This is a genomic window from Flavobacterium pisciphilum, assembly GCF_020905345.1.
GTDB lineage: Bacteria > Bacteroidota > Bacteroidia > Flavobacteriales > Flavobacteriaceae > Flavobacterium > Flavobacterium pisciphilum.
On record NZ_JAJJMO010000001.1, the window covers coordinates 3,475,560 to 3,494,453 of the forward strand.

Consider the following 18,894-nt stretch of genomic DNA (forward strand, 5'->3'; position numbering starts at 1 on the left):
AGATTGTAAAGAAAAGCCTGACCTGACCTTTTGGGAGGGTCACGCCCAAACATTTCTTTGATTTATAGTCTATTCTATAGATTATATACTTATTTTTACGATTCGTATAATTACATTTTTTCTTTAATGCAAACTCCACTTAAAATTGCTGTTGTAGGTTCTGGATTAGTTGGCTCATTGTTGGCAATTTACCTTAAAAAAGAAGGACACGAAGTTCATGTTTATGATCGAAGTCCAGATATTCGTAAAATTAATTTTTCGGGACGATCGATAAATTTAGCTATGTCTAATCGTGGTTGGAAAGCGCTTGATGGTGTTGGTGTGGGAGATGCAGTTCGTGAGATTGCTATTCCGATGGATAAACGAGCCATTCATTTAGTTGATAAGCTTAATTTTCAGAATTATGGACAAGAAGGAGAAAGCATCTACTCAATTTCGAGAGGAACACTGAATCGTAAAATGATCGATTTAGCAGAAAATGCTGGAGCTGAGTTTTTCTTTGAACAAAAAATATGGGATGTAACATTGAGTGATGCGACATTACATATTGGTGAAACGGAAAGAGGAGAATGGGAAGAGAAAAAATATGATATGGTTTTTGGAGCCGATGGTGCTTTTTCGAGAATTCGTCATCGTATGCAACGCCAAAGCATGTTTAATTATTCACAAGAGTTTTTGAATATGGGATATAAGGAATTGAATATTCCTGCAAATCCTGATGCGACACATAAACTAGATAAAAACTCATTTCATATTTGGCCACGAGGAGAGTATATGCTTATTGCATTGCCAAATTTAGACGGCAGCTTTACGTGTACTTTATTTATGCCTTTTGAGGGAGAAAACTCCTTTGCCTCGCTTACTGATAGAAAACAGGTAGAAGATTTCTTTGAGAGAAACTTCCCCGATTCTATTGAGGTTATACCAAAATTAGCGGAGGATTTCTTTAATAACCCAACAAGTACATTGGTGACAATGAAGTGCTTTCCTTGGACGTATAATGATAAGATAGCATTGATTGGGGATGCCTGTCATGCTATTGTTCCTTTTTATGGTCAGGGAATGAATGCTGGTTTTGAAGATATAACCGTTTTGTATGAGATGATGCTCAAATACGGAGACGATTGGAAGACAGTTTTCTCTGAATATGAAATTTCACGTAAACCAAATGCAGATGCAATTGCGGAACTTTCGTATCGAAATTTTATGGAAATGAGTACCAAAACTGCTGATGAAAAATTTTTATTGCAAAAGAAGATAGAAAAAGCTTTTTCGGATAAGCATCCAGACAAATGGATTCCGCTTTATAGTCGTGTTACTTTTAGTGAACGACCTTATGCCGAAGCATTGGCAATTGGAGATTTCCAAAATACAATTATGGAAGAAATTTTAAGAATGGATAATATAGAGACAATTTGGGATAGTCCCATTGTCGAAAATAAAATTCTTGATTTGTTGAAATAAATAAAAGCAGCCACAGTTTACAGTCTTGGTTTTAATTTAAAACCTGAGACATTTGCTTTTCTGTAAATAGTGTGAGTTAACTTTATAAAAAGAAACCCTTTTGATATTATGTCAAAAGGGTTTCTTTTTTATTTACTTCTTGAACATTTTTGATAAAACGCCAAAGACACCTCTTATAAAGGTAGCACTTGTTACTACTTTTAGTACCGATTTGCCAACGACACTAGCAGTACTTGGTTCGTTGCTTGCTTTCTTTGAAGGTTTTTCTTCTTCTTGTGAAGCAGCAGCTTGTTCGGCATCGCTAATTTTTTTGGTTAGTATTTCGTAAGCGCTTTCACGGTCGATTACTTCGCTATATTTCTTTACTAATTTTGATTTCTGATTGATTTCTTGGATTTCACTTTCTGTAAGTACATCCATTCTACTCATTGGGGCTCTCATCATAGTAGCTACCAATGGTGTAGGGACACCCTTTTCGTTTAATGCTGTTACCAATGCCTCTCCAATACCTAAACTTGTAAGGAGTTCATCAGTTTTGTAATATTTAGAAATAGGGTAGTTGTCTGCGGTTTTTTTGATGGCTTGTCTATCATTCGCTGTAAAAGCTCTCAAGGCATGTTGGATTTTTAATCCTAATTGTGCCAGAACTCCACTAGGGACATCCATTGGGTTTTGAGTTACAAAATAAACTCCAACTCCTTTTGAACGAATCAGTTTTACAATAGTCTCAATTTGTTCTAATAATACTTTACTAGCTTCATTAAAGATTAAATGGGCTTCATCTATAAAGATGACTAACTCAGGCTGATCAACATCTCCTTTTTCAGGCATTTGTTGGTATATCTCAGCAAGTAGGCTTAGCATAAAAGTCGAGAATAATTTAGGTTTATCCTGAATATCTGTTAAGCGAATAATGTTTACGTATCCTTTTCCATTTTCGTCAATACGCATTAAATCATCAATCTCGAATGATAATTCTCCAAAAAAGATATCCGCTCCTTGCTGTTCAAGTTCTATTATTTTTCTTAGGATTGTTCCAGTGGTAGCGGTAGATATTTTGCCATAGCTGGCTGCAATTTCATCTTTTCCTTCCTCTGTAATATAATTAATGACCTTTTTAATGTCTTTTAAATCTAGTAAAGGCATTTTATTGTCGTCACAATATTTGAAAATAACAGAAATAACACCTGATTGTGTATCGTTTAATCCTAATATTCTAGAAAACAATACAGGTCCAAATTCCGAAACTGTAGCGCGCAATCTCACACCACTTTGCTCAGAAAGTGTCATTAATTCTACTGGGAATTGTGATGTTTTATAGGGGATATCAATTTTAGCATGACGTTCGGTAATAAAGGATTTTTCTTCACCTTCTTTTGCAATACCACTAAAATCTCCTTTTATATCCATCATTAAAACTGGGATTCCTGCTAGAGAGAGCTGTTCAGATAATACCTGAATTGTCTTTGTTTTCCCAGTTCCTGTTGCCCCAGCAATTAATCCGTGACGATTTAATGTTTTTAAAGGTATTTTTACATGTGCATTTAGAGGCTCCCCGTCATAGATTGCTCCACCAAGAATAATGCTTTCTCCCTTGGTTTGATAACCGTCATTTATACTTTGAATAAATTCGTCTTTTTGGCTCATATTTGTGTAACATTAATTCAGTTGCAAGATATCGTTTTTTTCTTAAATCGTTTAATTTAGAGATGTTAGCGTGAAAAAAAAGTGTTTTTGTTAAAAATAAAAGTAAAAAATATTTTCTTAACATATTACAAAGATTTTGGAAGATTGTGTTTCTTTTTACTAAATCGTTGTAAATTTTATCATAAATAATTATTTTTTAACTTCGATTTTATTTAAAATACAATTAATGTGATTAGATATTTTTTGTGTTTAGGTTAAATTAATTGGAATAAAACTGAAAAAAGTTTTTTTATTTAAACTAAAAATATAAATTTGCTCCACTACAAGTTTATTATAACTAAAAAATAAAAATTATTTAAAACTATTAAAATTAAAAAAAATGGCAAACGTTAAAGTTAAAAAGGAAAGTACTTCAAATGGCGGAGGAATGGTGTCAGGGTTGATTATTGCAGCATGTATTTTTGTGGGTTGGTGTATTTGGAATTTCCTTATGGGTTCTCCTTCGAATTTTGAAGGTGGTACTGTTGAGGGGCATCCATTAAATATATTAGGTATGGTTTACCATGGTGGTATTATCGTTCCGATTTTGTTAGGTATGTTATTAATGGTTCTTGTATTTTCTATCGAAAGATATACAGTTATCACTAAAGCTGCTGGAAAAGTAAACTTGGATAAATTTATGAAAAGTGTTCAAGGAAGTATTAAAGAAGGAAACATTGATGCAGCTATTGCTTCATGTGACAAACAACAAGGTTCAGTTGCAAATGCAATTAAATCAGCTTTAATTAAATACCAAGAAGTTAAGAAAGAAGGATTCAATAGTGAAGAAGCTTCAGAAACTATTCACAAAGAAATCGAAGAGGTAACTTCATTAGAAATGCCAATGTTAGAGAAAAACATGACAATTATCTCAGCTTTAGTATCTTTAGGTACATTAGGAGGATTGTTAGGAACAGTATCTGGTATGATTAAAGCATTTAGCGCGTTAGCTTCTACAGGTTCTCCTGACCAAGCTGCATTAGCAAATGGTATTTCTGAGGCACTTGTAAATACTGCAACAGGTATTAGTACTTCTATCTTTGCTATTATTGCTTACAACTTCTTTACATCTAAAATTGATGATTTGACTTACTCTATTGATGAGGCTGGTACTACTATCGTAAATACTTACAGACATTTCAGAGGAAGTTTAAGACAATAAATAATTTTTTAGCATGATTATTGCTAAATTTAAAAATAAAAGATAATGGCAAAAATAAAAATGAAAAAAAAGTCAATGTCTACGGACATGACTGCCATGTGTGATGTTGCGTTTCTTTTGTTGACATTCTTTATTTTGACTGCTACCGCAAAAGTGCCTGAGGCACTTCCTGTAGACACGCCTTCATCTACTGTACAAACTAAATTACCTGAAACGGATTTAGCTACTATTACAATAGGAAAAGGAAAAGTATTTTTTGATTTAAAAGGAAGAGAAGTTCGTACAAGAACTTTGGAGCTAATGGGAGAAAAATATGGTGTTGCTTTTTCTGATAAAGATAAAAGTGAATTTGCTTTGATGGAAGGATTTGGTGTTCCAATTACAAGTTTGAAACAAATCATCGACATGAAAGCAGCTGATAGAAGTAAAGCTGGTCAACCTGGTATTCCTAAAGATTCTTTAGATAATCAGTTAAAAGAATGGATTTACAATGCGCGTATTGCAAATATTGAAGTTGCTGATAAGGAATTACAATTCGCTATAAAAGGTGATGCTAAAGAAGAGTATCCAGCGATTCGTAAAGTAATGGATATCTTGCAAGATCAAAAAATCAATACCTTTAACTTGGTTACTGGTTTGAGAGGAAAAGACTTTTAATTAAAAAACATACACTAAAATGGCTGAATTAAATACCGGCGACGGTGGAGGCGGAAAAGGTGGTAAAGTAAGAAGTAAAAAGCAAAACGCAAAAGTAGATTTAACTGCGATGGTGGATTTGGCTTTCTTATTGATCACGTTCTTTATGCTTACCACAACGTTGTCAAAGCCTCAATCGATGAGCTTGGGGTTGCCAGATAAAGAGGATAACAAGATAGATCAAAAAATTAAAGTTGATGAAAATCGTACAATGACTTTAATGTTGGGGCCTGACAATAAGTTAGTTTATTATATGGGATTGCTTGCAACTCCTATCGCTGGGCCTAAAGACATTGCTTATGGTAAAGACGGGATTCGTAAAGAATTGTTAAGCAGAAAAAAATCTGTTTTAGAATATTCTGCTGCAAAAGGGAAACCGAAAAACGGAATTATTGTAATCATTAAACCGACTAAAAAATCTTCTTACAAAAATTTGGTTGATATCTTGGATGAAATGGCTATTACTGGTGTAGAAACCTATGCGATTGTTAATGATTTTTCACCAGAGGAAACAAAATTGGTAGATAAAAAATAAGAGCAATCTTATATTTTAACACCCTAATAATCAAGAAAAATGAAATTAGATATTATAAAAAACCAGTGGCTTGATATCGTATTCGAAGGGCGTAATAAGATATATGGTGCATATGAGCTAAGAAAATCTAACAAAAAGACTACGGTAAGAGCACTTATCATAGGATCTGTTATTTTTTCACTTCTTATTGCTGCTCCAGTTATCGCGAGCCTTTTGCCAGATTCTAAAACAGAAGAAGGAACTAAGGATATTAAGATTACCACTGTAAAGTTACCGCCTAAAAAAGAGGAGGTAAAACCTAATCTTCCGCCGCCACCGCCGCCACCTCCAAAAGTGGATCAAGTGAAGTTTGTGAAGCCGGTTGTAGCAAAAGCTGATGAAGTGACTGAAGAGCCACCAAAATTAGTTGAGCTTAAAGAGAAAAAAATTGGTGCTGAAACTATTAAAGGAGATCCAGATGCAGTATTAACTGTTGAACCAGTAGGTACAGGAACTGCAGCAGTAGTTGAAGAAGATAACCAAGTATATAACACTGCTGGTATCGAAGTTAAACCAGAATTCCCTGGAGGAATTGAGAAATTCTACAAATTTGTAGGAAATAACTACAGAACTCCAGAAGAAGAAGGATTAAAAGGTAAAGTATATGTTACTTTTGTTGTTGAAAAAGACGGTTCATTAACAGACATTAAAGTTTTAAGAGATATTGGTTATGGAACAGGAACCGAAGCTATTAGAGTTTTAAAGAAATGTCCAAAATGGAATCCAGGTGAGCAAAATGGTAAAAAAGTTAGAGTATTATATTCTCTTCCTATTACTATCCAATCTGCAGACTAATGTTGAGACAACTGCTTGATAATATTAAGAAGAAATCGCTAAAAGAGCGATTTCTTCTTGTTTTAGGAATGTTCTTCTTCCTAATGTATTTCGTGATAGGTTTAGCGATCATTTTTTGGAAAACTTTACCAATTACGATGGAATATAAGTACAGAGTTGCTTTTGGTGTATTATTAATTGTATATTCGTTTATAAGATTTGTTAGATTTTTTAATTCAAACACAGATTAGACATGCTTAAGAATAGTAAAATTTTGTTATTAGTGGCGTTTGGCTTCTTGTTTATTACTTGTAATCAGAAAGATAAGAGTAAAGATGAAAAGGAGACTATACTTAAAGGGACTATGGATATTGCGGTGGACGAAACATTGGTTCCCATTGTTGAAGATCAGGTAGCTGTTTTTGAAGGAACTTATGATGCAAAGATTACTATTAAGCCTAAATCTGAAGCTGAAATTATTAATGATTTATTAAATCAAAAAGCTACTGTTGCTTTTACTGCAAGAGATTTAACTAAAGAAGAGAGAGCTATTTTTAATCAAAAGAAAATAGTTCCTAAAGTAACACCAGTTGCTACAGATGCAATTGCATTTATTTCAAACAAAGGCAATAATGATACGTTAATCGCGTTGAAAAGTGTAATTAATTTTATGCAAGGTAAGCCAGAAGCAAATATCAAAGGATTAGTCTTTGATAATCCGAACTCGAGTACAGTGCGATATTTGAAAACTTTAGCAGGGATTAAAGATATTCCTAAAGAAGGTGTTTTCTCATTTAAAACCAATGAGGAAGTAATTAAATTCGTGTCTGAAAATGCAGGAATGATTGGAGTTGTTGGTGTAAATTGGTTATCACAACCATCTCCTGAATTAAAAAATTATGTAGCTAAAGTAAATGTGTTGAGCGTAAAAGGCCTTACTAGTGATAAATTTATTGCTCCAACTCAAAACAACATAGCAGAACAGACTTATCCTTTGGCACGTGATTTGTATATTATAAACTGTCAGGGATACTCTGGATTAGGTATTGGGTTTGCTTCTTTTGTAGGAGGGGATATTGGACAAAGAATAATTTTAAAATCTGGATTATTGCCAATACGAGTTCCTGGAAGAAAGCTCATTATTAGAAATGAAATTATTAAAGAAAAAGAATAAATTAATTATAATAGAGATGAATAAATTTAAAATTTTTAGTGTTGCGTTAATGGCGACAGCTGCGGGAGCTTATGCGCAAGACATAAGCCAGGCTAAAAAAGCTATCGATGCAGAGCAATTTGAAAAAGCAAAAACAGTTCTACAATCAATTATTAAAGCAAAACCAACAGATGGTGAAGCTCCATTTATATTGGGTAATGTTTACTTAAGTCAACAAGTTGCTGACTCAGCTAAGATATATTATCTTAATAGCGTAGCTGCATCAAGCCGTGCTAATCTTGGTTATATTGGTTTAGGTCAATTAGATTTAGATAATAAAAATACAACGGCAGCTCAGGCTAATTTTGCTTCAGCTACTAAGCCAATGAAAAGAAAAGATATAGAAGAGTTTATCTATATTGGTAGAGCATACATGAATTCTGTTAACCCAGATTACAAAAATGCGATTGCTACTTTAAACCGTGCATTGGCAATAGATCCACAAAATGCTCAAGTACTTTTAGCACTTGGAGATGCATATTATGGAGATAACAATCAAAATGAAGCTTATAAATCATATCGTAATGCATTCCAAGCAGATCCAACTTTGTTGAGAGCAAAAATGCAACTTGGAGTATTGTTAAAAGGTGCAAAATCTTATGACGAGGCTATTAAAGCGTTTAATGAGGTTATTGCTTTAGATGCAAATTACGGTCCTGTTTATAGAGAATTAGCTGAAACATATTACAAATGGGCAAGAAATAAGCCTTCTACAAGAGAAGCTAATTATCAAAAAGCGATTACTAATTATGAGAAATACTTAAGTCTTACAGATTATTCTATTCACTCTAGAATGCGTCATGCAGATTTCTTAATTTTAGTTGAAGACTATAAAGCTTTAGAGAAAGAAGCGAATGAAATGGTTAAGCTAGATAAAGTTAATCCTAGAATTTTTAGATACTTAGGATATGCTGCTTATGAAAATGGTAATGTAGATGTTGCTATTAAATCATTAGAAGATTATGTAAAAAACCCTGCAAACAAGATAATTGCTAAAGATTACTTGTATTTAGGTTTTGCAAAAATTAAAAAAGGAACAAGTGCTGATGGTGCTTCAATTGAGCCAGCTGCATTCGAAGCAGGTTTAGTTGACATTAGAAAAGCTGTCGCAATGGAGCCTTTAGCTGTTCAGGATTTAGGTGATCTTGGAAAAGCTTTGTTTACTAAAAAATTATACAAAGAAGCTGCTATGCTTTTTGAATTTGGAACTAAAGTTCCTGAGTCTTCAACTTACTTAGATGATAATGTTTATTACGGATTGTCTATATTTTATGATAACAATAAAGCTAATGTGAAACCAGATGCAATTGCTTTGCAAAAAGCAGACGCTGCATTTGTAAATGTAATCACAGCTTCACCAAATTATCAAGAGGCTTATCTTTACAGAGCAAGAACAAACAGATTGCTTGAAAATGATGAGGAGATGACTAAAAATTACGAGACATATATTGCAAAATCTACTGAAAAAGGAGCTGAAGAACTTGCTAAACCAGCAGTTAAAGCTAAATTTGTAGAAGCTTACAATAATATGGCTGCAAGTTATGCTAATACTGACAAAGCAAAAGCAATTGAGTTTTTCAATAAAACTTTAGCATTGGATCCTACTAATGCATACGCAACACAGTCTTTGAATACTTTAAAATAATTTAAAGTTTACTAATATTTTAAAACCGATAACTCTTTGAGTTATCGGTTTTTTTATTGTTCCATTTTTTATTGACTATCTTTGCACTTTAAATTTTAGTAATGTTATCAAAAGAAATACAATTAGAAGTAAATAAAGGTGCGATGTTACCCTTGATGGAAGAATTTTATACGATTCAGGGAGAAGGATTTCATACAGGAACAGCAGCTTATTTTATCCGTATTGGTGGGTGTGATGTGGGTTGCCATTGGTGTGATGTTAAAGAAAGTTGGAATGCAGAACTGCATCCGCCAACAAGTGTTGATTTAATTGTGAGTAATGCAAGTAAATATGCTGATACAGTAGTTGTTACCGGTGGAGAGCCGTTAACATGGGATATGACTGTACTGACGAAGGAATTGAAAAATAAAAATTTGAAAGTCCATATCGAAACCTCAGGCGCTTATCCGCTAACAGGAACGTGGGATTGGATCTGTCTTTCGCCAAAAAAGAATAAATTACCTACACAAACAGTTTATGATAATGCTCATGAATTAAAGGTAATCATTTATAATAAGCATGATTTTATCTTTGCCGAAGAACAAGCTGAATTGGTAAATGGAAATGCAATATTGTTTCTTCAGCCAGAATGGAGTAAGAAAGAAGAAATGACTCCGCTTATTGTTGAGTATGTCATGAACAATCCAAAATGGAGAGTATCACTTCAAACGCATAAATATTTAAATATCCCTTAAGAGGATGTTTGTAAAGAAAAAGCCTTTTCATGCGTGAAAAGGCTTTTTTATTTATTGCAAGTTATATAGAACGATATGAGTAAAAAGTATACGTCTTGTATAAAAAGGTTTCAATTTGTATTTAGTAGGTGATTCTTTTTGTGATTACCACCCTTTTTGTTTCTTTAAAGTTGTAATATGAGCCAAATGGTGATTTCCATGCCAAGCGTAGGTTCCTATTATTTGTTTAAGAGGAACTATTGAGTTATTTTCGGGGTGAATAAATGTTTTTTCTAAATCGGCTTTAGAAAGATTCTTCATGATAAATCCTAAACGGAAATGCAAACTTTCGAGTAAAGACAAAGTTGGTTGGATAGGCATTGTTAAATTGTCTGGCAATTCAGCCCAAAGATCTTCATGATACGCTTTTATTATTGGATTGTCTTCAGTCAAAGTCCATTTTATTCTTATAAAACAATTCATATGACTTTCTGCACAATGATGAATGAGTTGTCTTACTGTCCATCCACCTGGTCGATATGGAGTGTTGAGTTGTTCGTCGGATAAATTAATGACTTCCTTTTTTAGTCTTTCTGGAAAAGAAGAAATCTCTTCGATTTTGTTCGAGATATAATCAGCCGAATAAGTATCAGGTGCTATAAATTTTCCGATTGGGTATTTTAATTTCTCTAAATCTAAATTTTCCATTTTTTTATGTTTTATTTTTTAAACCGTAAGTCTGGCCAAATAATCATAATGCTCTCCTTCTAAAACAAGCTCACATTTAAATCCGTTTGCTATAGCGGCATTTTGTAGCGTATTGTAATCTAAATATAGCCATTCAAAAGCAGATTCTTTTTCTCCTTTATAAGAGATGTTAAAAATAACTTCGCCATAATATTCAGTGTCAGATGGAATCCATTTGCCACCGTCTTCATCTTCGTCAAACATATATATGATGTCAGAGCTGTCTAGTAAGATCTGACCCCCTGGATTTAAGAGTGATTTTAGCTTTGATAAAAATTTATTACAATTTTCTAGTTTCCCAAAAATCCCAACACCATTCATTAAAGATATAATTGTGTCATATTTTTCTCCTTCAAGAGTTAGTACATCTTGTACCCTAGCATCATTAACTCCACGAAGCTTACAGGTTTCGATGGCTTTTTCAGAAATGTCTATCGAAGTTACGTCTAATTTCTTTTGATTCTGTAAATATAAGCTATGACTTCCTGCTCCACAGCCTACATCAAGTATTTTTCCTTTGGCAAGTTCTAATGCTTTTTGCTCCAGTTTGGGCATTTCGTTAAAGGAACGAAACAAATAAGCAACGCTCATTTCGTCAGCCTCAGAGATTGTGGTTTCGGTAATTAAATCTTCAGGCGAGTTGTTGGTCTGGAAATCAAGCATTGCTTTCCCAAAAAGGTCTTTCATTGTATTTTAGTTCAAAGTTTAAGGTTTCGAGTTTAAAGTTGTTTAATTTTGCAGTTCAACTTTAAATCTTAAACTTGAAAGAAATTTTAAACAACTTAAATAAGTTGGCCAAAGATAAGCATATCGAAAACAAAAAGTATTTCGATAAGCTCAAAAAGAAACAACCTAAAAATTTAGATTATGTAATGCAGGAATTACATGATGCTGAATTTAAGAAAACGGATTGTTTAAAATGTGCTAATTGTTGTAAAACAACTGGTCCATTATTTACAACTGCCGATATTGAACGTATCTCAAAACATTTACGACAAAAGCCACAGCAGTTCATTGAGCAATATCTTCGAATTGACGAAGACAAAGATTATGTTTTGCAAAGTGTTCCGTGTACTTTCTTGGATAATGAAAACTATTGTATGATTTACGATGTACGTCCAAAAGCGTGTCGTGAGTTCCCACATACAGACCGTAAAAAGTTTCAGCAAATTTCAGACCTAACACTTAAAAATGTTGCAATGTGCCCAGCAGCATTTAATATCGTTGAAGCAATGAAAAAACGCATGCCTTTATAAGGAGGTCTTTTGCCTTAAATATTTCGTAATTGTTTTTGCGAGTAATTTAAGTTTACTTATTAAACCGTATTTTTGAATTTATAAAAAGACAACCCAATCAATTTGAATCTAGAATATTTTATAGCCAAAAGACTTATTACTGCCAAAGATTATAAAAGCAGTATCTCCGCACCAATTATAAAAATTGCAATCTCAGCTATTGCAATCGGAATAATAATGATGTTGGTTTCAGTAGCAACTGGAATTGGCTTGCAGCAAAAAATTCGGGAAAAAGTGTCAGTCTTCAATGGACAGGTGATTATTTCTAATTACGATAATAATCAATCAGAGGTAACAATAAGTCCTATTTCTATAAAACAAGATTTCTATCCTAAGTTTACTTCAGTTCCTGAGGTAAACCATATTCAGGCAATAGCAAGTAAAGCGGGGATAATAAGAACCGAAGCGGCTTTTGAAGGAATCATATTTAAAGGAGTTGGTGCCGATTATGATTGGAATAATATAAAGGAGTATTTGGTTGATGGAAAACTTCCAGATTTCTCTAAAGCTATTAATGAAGAAGTGTTATTGTCTCGTTTTCTTGCCAACAGATTGAATCTTAAAGTAGGGGATGAGTTTAATACATTCTTCATGAAGGAAGATCAGAATAAATTACCGAATGTTCGTAGGTTTAAAATTGCTGGAATTTTCAATTCAGGATTTCAGGATTTTGATGCTACCTATATAATAGGAGATATTCGCCATATACAACGTATTAATAAATGGGCTCCAGATCAGGTTGGAGCATTTGAAGTTTTCCTGAAAGACTTTGGAAAGATAAAAACAATAGGAGAGGAAATCTACCAGCAAACATCATCGACACTTGATACGAAAACTATAATAGAGAAATACAGTTATATTTTTGATTGGTTAGAACTCTTTGATTTTAATATAGTAGTCATTTTAGGTATCATGATTATTGTAGCTACGATAAATATGGTAGTTGCGTTGCTAGTCTTGATATTGGAGCGTACTCAAATGATAGGTATTTTAAAAGCATTAGGTGCTAATAACTGGGTCATCCGTAAAATATTCCTTTATAATGCGCTTTACCTTATATTGAGAGGATTGTTCTGGGGGAACCTTATTGGGATTTCACTTTTGTTAATTCAACAGCATTTTGGGATAGTTCAACTTAATCCGGAGAACTACTATGTCAATCAAGCGCCAGTTTATCTTAATTGGGGATATGTGTTGTTGTTGAATCTGCTTACTATAACGGTTTGTTTTCTGGTGTTATTGATTCCTTCCTATATAATAACGAAGATTTCTCCAGTCAAAGCAATACGATTTGATTAATTTCTAGGAGCTTTAACCTGCTATTCGCTGTAATCTTTCTCTTTTTAAAGGAAAAAGAGAAAGGATTTTCGCTGCTATCAGGGCTAGGGGAGCAAAACAGAAACAGCCAAACCCCAGAAACCCCAGCAAAACCAAAGGCAATCTAAACACCCCCACAGAAAAACCCCACAAAACCTAAAAACGAGAAGTCTGTAAAGTTGGTATTATCAGATGGTTAAGAATTAAAGCTAAAATAAACTAAAAATAGTGATTTAAAAGTATTGTTTATCTAGATAAAGGTGGTAGTTTTGCACCCGCAACAAACAAAAACGTTCATCTGAAATACTGACAAGAGACTTTAATCAAACGGAAAATTTTTCTGAAAAAAAGATTAAAAAAAGCTTGTGAGTTTGGAAAACGAAAGTTACATTTGCACCCCGCAAAACACGGAGTTCTTTGAAATACTGCTAAGATTTACGAATGATTTTTGAGAGAAAAATTTCTTAAAAAAAACTTCAAAAAAATCTTGCCAGTTAAAAACAAGTTCACTACTTTTGCACCCGCTTTGAGAAACAAGCGGCACAAACAAAAAGAACACGTTCCTAGACATATTGAATTGACAGCCGTTTCGAAAGAGATTTCGAAACACAGAATAAAGAGTAATAGAATCGCAAGATTTGAATATAACCGATAGAATCATTAGTCGCAATATAATATAAAAAATATACGATGAAGAGTTTGATCCTGGCTCAGGATGAACGCTAGCGGCAGGCTTAACACATGCAAGTCGAGGGGTATGCTTCTTCGGAAGCAGAGACCGGCGCACGGGTGCGTAACGCGTATGCAATCTACCTTTTACAGAGGGATAGCCCAGAGAAATTTGGATTAATACCTCATAGCATAGCAACTTCGCATGAAGTCACTATTAAAGTCACAACGGTAAAAGATGAGCATGCGTCCCATTAGCTAGTTGGTAAGGTAACGGCTTACCAAGGCTACGATGGGTAGGGGTCCTGAGAGGGAGATCCCCCACACTGGTACTGAGACACGGACCAGACTCCTACGGGAGGCAGCAGTGAGGAATATTGGACAATGGGCGCAAGCCTGATCCAGCCATGCCGCGTGCAGGATGACGGTCCTATGGATTGTAAACTGCTTTTATACAGGAAGAAACCCTGGTTCGTGAACCAGCTTGACGGTACTGTAAGAATAAGGATCGGCTAACTCCGTGCCAGCAGCCGCGGTAATACGGAGGATCCAAGCGTTATCCGGAATCATTGGGTTTAAAGGGTCCGTAGGCGGTTTAGTAAGTCAGTGGTGAAAGCCCATCGCTCAACGGTGGAACGGCCATTGATACTGCTAAACTTGAATTATTAGGAAGTAACTAGAATATGTAGTGTAGCGGTGAAATGCTTAGAGATTACATGGAATACCAATTGCGAAGGCAGGTTACTACTAATTGATTGACGCTGATGGACGAAAGCGTGGGTAGCGAACAGGATTAGATACCCTGGTAGTCCACGCCGTAAACGATGGATACTAGCTGTTGGGAGCAATCTCAGTGGCTAAGCGAAAGTGATAAGTATCCCACCTGGGGAGTACGTTCGCAAGAATGAAACTCAAAGGAATTGACGGGGGCCCGCACAAGCGGTGGAGCATGTGGTTTAATTCGATGATACGCGAGGAACCTTACCAAGGCTTAAATGTAGTTTGACCGATTTGGAAACAGATTTTTCGCAAGACAAATTACAAGGTGCTGCATGGTTGTCGTCAGCTCGTGCCGTGAGGTGTCAGGTTAAGTCCTATAACGAGCGCAACCCCTGTTGTTAGTTGCCAGCGAGTCATGTCGGGAACTCTAACAAGACTGCCAGTGCAAACTGTGAGGAAGGTGGGGATGACGTCAAATCATCACGGCCCTTACGCCTTGGGCTACACACGTGCTACAATGGCCGGTACAGAGAGCAGCCACTGGGCGACCAGGAGCGAATCTATAAAACCGGTCACAGTTCGGATCGGAGTCTGCAACTCGACTCCGTGAAGCTGGAATCGCTAGTAATCGGATATCAGCCATGATCCGGTGAATACGTTCCCGGGCCTTGTACACACCGCCCGTCAAGCCATGGAAGCTGGGGGTGCCTGAAGTCGGTGACCGCAAGGAGCTGCCTAGGGTAAAACTGGTAACTAGGGCTAAGTCGTAACAAGGTAGCCGTACCGGAAGGTGCGGCTGGAACACCTCCTTTCTAGAGCCTTAGTGTTAGCATTTATGCACGCTAGGGAAAGAAGACGAAATGTCTATTTGTTACATCTCTAAAGATTATATTACTCTGCTGTTAGTTCAAATAATACAATTTAAGTAAAAACAGAGTCTCGTAGCTCAGCTGGTTAGAGTACTACACTGATAATGTAGGGGTCGGCAGTTCGAGTCTGCCCGGGACTACTATTTTAAACTTAAAAAAAAGGAAATTCTAGAAGTTGGAATTCACCAAAAGAAATTGAATCTGAAATAGGGTTTAAAATCTGAATTCAAAATTCTAAAATTGAAATTGGGGGATTAGCTCAGCTGGCTAGAGCGCCTGCCTTGCACGCAGGAGGTCAACGGTTCGACTCCGTTATTCTCCACTATTCCGAAAGGAAAAAAGTTCATTGACATATTGAGATAAGAAAATAATAAAAAGTAGAAAGCATTTTTTATTGACGGTAGTAATACTGTAAATAAAGAAAACGGTCTTAATTAATTTTAAGGCTGGTACAATAAGCAAAATAAGGGCGTATGGGGGATGCCTTGGCTCTCAGAGGCGATGAAAGGCGTGATAAGCTGCGAAAAGTTACGGGGATCGGCACACACGAATTGATCCGTAAATACCTGAATGGGGCAACCCACTATGTTGAAGACATAGTACACCGATAGGTGGGCAAACCCGCTGAACTGAAACATCTAAGTAGGCGGAGGAGAAGAAAACAAAAGTGATTCCGTAAGTAGTGGCGAGCGAACGCGGATTAGCCCAAACCAATGTTGTTACGGCAATGTTGGGGTTGTAGGACCACGACATTTCTTGCACAAAGAATTAGAATCTACTGGAAAGTAGAACCATAGAGGGTGATAGTCCCGTATAGGTAATGAGTGTAAAGGATAGTGGTATCCTGAGTAGGGCGGGGCACGTGAAACCCTGTCTGAATTTGGCGGGACCATCCGCTAAGGCTAAATACTCCTGAGAGACCGATAGTGAACCAGTACCGTGAGGGAAAGGTGAAAAGAACCGTGAATAACGGAGTGAAATAGATCCTGAAACCATACGCTTACAAGCGGTCGGAGCCCTTTCGTGGGGTGACGGCGTGCCTTTTGCATAATGAGCCTACGAGTTAACGTTGCTGGCAAGGATAAGTGGTTAAGCCACGGATCCGTAGCGAAAGCGAGTCTGAATAGGGCGCTTTAGTCAGTAGTGTTAGACGCGAAACCGTGTGATCTACCCATGGGCAGGTTGAAGCTGTGGTAACACACAGTGGAGGACCGAACCGGTTGACGTTGAAAAGTCTTCGGATGACCTGTGGGTAGGGGTGAAAGGCCAATCAAACTCGGAAATAGCTCGTACTCCCCGAAATGCATTTAGGTGCAGCGCTGAATTTAAAGTTATATAGAGGTAGAGCTACTGATTGGATGCGGGGGCTTCACCGCCTACCAATTCCTGACAAACTCCGAATGCTATATAATGTTTCTCAGCAGTGAGGGCTTGGGTGCTAAGGTCCAAGTCCGAGAGGGAAAGAACCCAGACCATCAGCTAAGGTCCCCAAATATATGTTAAGTTGAAAGAACGAGGTTTGTCTGCCCAGACAGCTAGGATGTTGGCTTGGAAGCAGCCATTCATTTAAAGAGTGCGTAACAGCTCACTAGTCGAGCGGACGAGCATGGATAATAATCGGGCATAAACATATTACCGAAGCTATGGATTTTGACTTAGGTCAAAGTGGTAGGGGAGCATTCTAACAGGGTTGAAGGTGTATCGTAAGGTATGCTGGACTGGTTAGAAAAGAAAATGTAGGCATAAGTAACGATAATGCGGGCGAGAAACCCGCACACCGAAAGACTAAGGTTTCCACAGCTATGCTAATCAGCTGTGGGTTAGTCGGGACCTAAGGCGAACCCGAAAGGGACAGTCGATGGACCACGGGTTAATATTCCCGTACTACTTATTACTGTGATGGGGTGACGGAGTGATGAAAGCGCCGCGAACTGACGGAATAGTTCGTTGAAGTACCTACCTATAAGCTGTGCAGGCAAATCCACACGGCTTGGGGAAATACGATAGTACTCGGAGACTTCGGTCAAAGAGATAGTGCGCCTAAGGGCTTCCAAGAAAAACCTCTAAACTTCAGGTAATAAGTACCCGTACCGCAAACCGACACAGGTAGTCGAGGAGAGAATCCTAAGGTGCTCGAGAGATTCATGGCTAAGGAATTAGGCAAAATAGACCTGTAACTTCGGGAGAAAGGTCGCCAGCAGCAATGCTGGCCGCAGTGAAGAGGTCCAGGCGACTGTTTATCAAAAACACAGGGCTCTGCAAAATCGTAAGATGAAGTATAGGGCCTGACACCTGCCCGGTGCTGGAAGGTTAAGAGGAGATGTTATCTTCGGAGAAGCATTGAATTGAAGCCCCAGTAAACGGCGGCCGTAACTATAACGGTCCTAAGGTAGCGAAATTCCTTGTCGGGTAAGTTCCGACCTGCACGAATGGTGTAACGATCTGGACACTGTCTCAGCCATGAGCTCGGTGAAATTGTAGTAGCGGTGAAGATGCCGCTTACCCGCAGTGGGACGAAAAGACCCTGTGCACCTTTACTATAGCTTAGTATTGACCTTGGATAAATGATGTGTAGGATAGGTTGGAGACTGTGAAGTGGCGTCGCTAGGCGTTGTGGAGTCATTGTTGAAATACAACCCTTTGTTTATCTGAGGCCTAACCCCGCGTTGCGGGGGACATTGCTTGGTGGGTAGTTTGACTGGGGTGGTCGCCTCCAAAAGAGTAACGGAGGCTTCTAAAGGTTCCCTCAGTACGCTTGGTAACCGTGCGTAGAGTGCAATGGCATAAGGGAGCTTGACTGAGAGACATACAGGTCGATCAGGTACGAAAGTAGAGCATAGTGATCCGGTGGTTCCGCATGGAAGGGCCATCGCTCAAAGGATAAAAGGTACGCCGGGGATAACAGGCTGATCTCCCCCAAGAGCTCATATCGACGGGGGGGTTTGGCACCTCGATGTCGGCTCGTCACATCCTGGGGCTGGAGAAGGTCCCAAGGGTTGGGCTGTTCGCCCATTAAAGTGGCACGCGAGCTGGGTTCAGAACGTCGTGAGACAGTTCGGTCTCTATCTACTGTGGGCGCAAGAAATTTGAGTGGATCTGATTCTAGTACGAGAGGACCGAATTGGACAAACCTCTAGTGTATCTGTTGTTCCGCCAGGAGCACCGCAGAGTAGCTACGTTTGGAAGGGATAAGCGCTGAAAGCATATAAGCGCGAAACCCACCACAAGATGAGATTTCTTTTAAGGATCGTGGGAGATGACCACGTTGATAGGCTATAGATGTAAAGGCAGTAATGTCATAGTCGAGTAGTACTAATAATCCGTAAGCTTATGTACGCTTTTCCCCACAC

13 protein-coding genes, 2 tRNA genes and 2 rRNA genes are annotated in these 18,894 nt (G+C 37.2%); 14 read left to right on the plus strand and 3 right to left on the minus strand.

The window, feature by feature from the left end:
• Positions 1-126: 126 nt before the first annotated feature.
• Positions 127-1,464 (plus strand): FAD-dependent oxidoreductase, encoded by a 1,338-nt coding sequence (locus tag LNQ49_RS14785; RefSeq protein ID WP_229989786.1) that lies wholly within the window; start codon positions 127-129, stop codon positions 1,462-1,464.
• A 132-nt stretch (positions 1,465-1,596) separates the two neighbouring features.
• Here the strand turns inward: LNQ49_RS14785 and LNQ49_RS14790 are convergent, their stop codons facing one another.
• Positions 1,597-3,111, minus strand: a complete 1,515-nt coding sequence (locus tag LNQ49_RS14790; RefSeq protein ID WP_229989788.1) for a helicase HerA-like domain-containing protein — start codon at positions 3,109-3,111, stop codon at positions 1,597-1,599.
• Positions 3,112-3,490: 379 nt separating this feature from the next.
• On the opposite strand from LNQ49_RS14790, the gene LNQ49_RS14795 reads away from it, so the two are divergent.
• From LNQ49_RS14795 to LNQ49_RS14825, 7 genes are all read left to right on the plus strand, one after another.
• Positions 3,491-4,312, plus strand: a complete 822-nt coding sequence (locus tag LNQ49_RS14795) for a MotA/TolQ/ExbB proton channel family protein (RefSeq protein ID WP_229989789.1) — start codon at positions 3,491-3,493, stop codon at positions 4,310-4,312.
• Between the two features lie 45 nt (positions 4,313-4,357).
• Positions 4,358-4,969: an ExbD/TolR family protein gene (locus tag LNQ49_RS14800; RefSeq protein ID WP_229989790.1), complete on the plus strand. Its 612-nt coding sequence runs from the start codon at positions 4,358-4,360 to the stop codon at positions 4,967-4,969.
• 19 nt (positions 4,970-4,988) lie between these two features.
• Positions 4,989-5,543 (plus strand): ExbD/TolR family protein, encoded by a 555-nt coding sequence (locus LNQ49_RS14805; RefSeq protein WP_229989791.1) that lies wholly within the window; start codon positions 4,989-4,991, stop codon positions 5,541-5,543.
• A 39-nt stretch (positions 5,544-5,582) separates the two neighbouring features.
• Positions 5,583-6,377, plus strand: a complete 795-nt coding sequence (locus LNQ49_RS14810; protein WP_229989792.1) for an energy transducer TonB — start codon at positions 5,583-5,585, stop codon at positions 6,375-6,377.
• Positions 6,378-6,609: 232 nt separating this feature from the next.
• Positions 6,610-7,530 (plus strand): PstS family phosphate ABC transporter substrate-binding protein, encoded by a 921-nt coding sequence (locus LNQ49_RS14815; protein ID WP_229989793.1) that lies wholly within the window; start codon positions 6,610-6,612, stop codon positions 7,528-7,530.
• Positions 7,531-7,546: 16 nt separating this feature from the next.
• Positions 7,547-9,214 (plus strand): tetratricopeptide repeat protein, encoded by a 1,668-nt coding sequence (locus tag LNQ49_RS14820; protein ID WP_229989794.1) that lies wholly within the window; start codon positions 7,547-7,549, stop codon positions 9,212-9,214.
• 101 nt (positions 9,215-9,315) lie between these two features.
• Positions 9,316-9,948, plus strand: a complete 633-nt coding sequence (locus tag LNQ49_RS14825) for a 7-carboxy-7-deazaguanine synthase QueE (RefSeq protein ID WP_229989796.1) — start codon at positions 9,316-9,318, stop codon at positions 9,946-9,948.
• Positions 9,949-10,092: 144 nt separating this feature from the next.
• On the opposite strand, the gene LNQ49_RS14830 is transcribed toward LNQ49_RS14825, so the two are convergent.
• Positions 10,093-10,635: a YfiT family bacillithiol transferase gene (locus tag LNQ49_RS14830; RefSeq protein ID WP_229989798.1), complete on the minus strand. Its 543-nt coding sequence runs from the start codon at positions 10,633-10,635 to the stop codon at positions 10,093-10,095.
• An 18-nt stretch (positions 10,636-10,653) separates the two neighbouring features.
• Positions 10,654-11,361 carry a class I SAM-dependent methyltransferase gene (locus LNQ49_RS14835; protein ID WP_229989799.1) on the minus strand — a complete coding sequence of 236 codons (708 nt, stop codon included), beginning with the start codon at positions 11,359-11,361 and terminating at the stop codon, positions 10,654-10,656.
• 74 nt (positions 11,362-11,435) lie between these two features.
• Here LNQ49_RS14835 and LNQ49_RS14840 point away from each other — a divergent pair, with 74 nt between their 5' ends.
• From LNQ49_RS14840 to LNQ49_RS14865, 6 genes are all read left to right on the plus strand, one after another.
• On the plus strand, positions 11,436-11,930 hold the full coding sequence (locus LNQ49_RS14840; RefSeq protein ID WP_229989801.1) for a YkgJ family cysteine cluster protein: 495 nt from the start codon (positions 11,436-11,438) through the stop codon (positions 11,928-11,930).
• Between the two features lie 102 nt (positions 11,931-12,032).
• The gene (locus tag LNQ49_RS14845; RefSeq protein WP_229989803.1) at positions 12,033-13,268 is read left to right on the plus strand and encodes an ABC transporter permease; all 1,236 of its coding nucleotides are present in this window, start codon (positions 12,033-12,035) and stop codon (positions 13,266-13,268) included.
• A 705-nt stretch (positions 13,269-13,973) separates the two neighbouring features.
• Positions 13,974-15,487, plus strand: a 16S ribosomal RNA gene (locus tag LNQ49_RS14850).
• A 123-nt stretch (positions 15,488-15,610) separates the two neighbouring features.
• Positions 15,611-15,684, plus strand: a tRNA-Ile gene (locus LNQ49_RS14855).
• A 108-nt stretch (positions 15,685-15,792) separates the two neighbouring features.
• Positions 15,793-15,866 (plus strand) — tRNA-Ala (locus tag LNQ49_RS14860).
• Between the two features lie 130 nt (positions 15,867-15,996).
• Positions 15,997-18,880, plus strand: a 23S ribosomal RNA gene (locus LNQ49_RS14865).
• The 16S and 23S rRNA genes sit together here with 2 tRNA genes alongside, the layout of an rRNA operon.
• Positions 18,881-18,894: the final 14 nt, after the last annotated feature.

Bases quoted from the DNA above. Each gene is read 5' to 3' on its own strand.
- LNQ49_RS14785 (WP_229989786.1), top strand. From the start codon at position 127: ATGCAAACTCCACTTAAAATTGCTGTTGTAGGTTCTGGATTAGTTGGC.
- LNQ49_RS14790 (WP_229989788.1), bottom strand. From the start codon at position 3,111: ATGAGCCAAAAAGACGAATTTATTCAAAGTATAAATGACGGTTATCAA.
- LNQ49_RS14795 (WP_229989789.1), top strand. From the start codon at position 3,491: ATGGCAAACGTTAAAGTTAAAAAGGAAAGTACTTCAAATGGCGGAGGA.
- LNQ49_RS14800 (WP_229989790.1), top strand. From the start codon at position 4,358: ATGGCAAAAATAAAAATGAAAAAAAAGTCAATGTCTACGGACATGACT.
- LNQ49_RS14805 (WP_229989791.1), top strand. From the start codon at position 4,989: ATGGCTGAATTAAATACCGGCGACGGTGGAGGCGGAAAAGGTGGTAAA.
- LNQ49_RS14810 (WP_229989792.1), top strand. From the start codon at position 5,583: ATGAAATTAGATATTATAAAAAACCAGTGGCTTGATATCGTATTCGAA.
- LNQ49_RS14815 (WP_229989793.1), top strand. From the start codon at position 6,610: ATGCTTAAGAATAGTAAAATTTTGTTATTAGTGGCGTTTGGCTTCTTG.
- LNQ49_RS14820 (WP_229989794.1), top strand. From the start codon at position 7,547: ATGAATAAATTTAAAATTTTTAGTGTTGCGTTAATGGCGACAGCTGCG.
- LNQ49_RS14825 (WP_229989796.1), top strand. From the start codon at position 9,316: ATGTTATCAAAAGAAATACAATTAGAAGTAAATAAAGGTGCGATGTTA.
- LNQ49_RS14830 (WP_229989798.1), bottom strand. From the start codon at position 10,635: ATGGAAAATTTAGATTTAGAGAAATTAAAATACCCAATCGGAAAATTT.
- LNQ49_RS14835 (WP_229989799.1), bottom strand. From the start codon at position 11,361: ATGAAAGACCTTTTTGGGAAAGCAATGCTTGATTTCCAGACCAACAAC.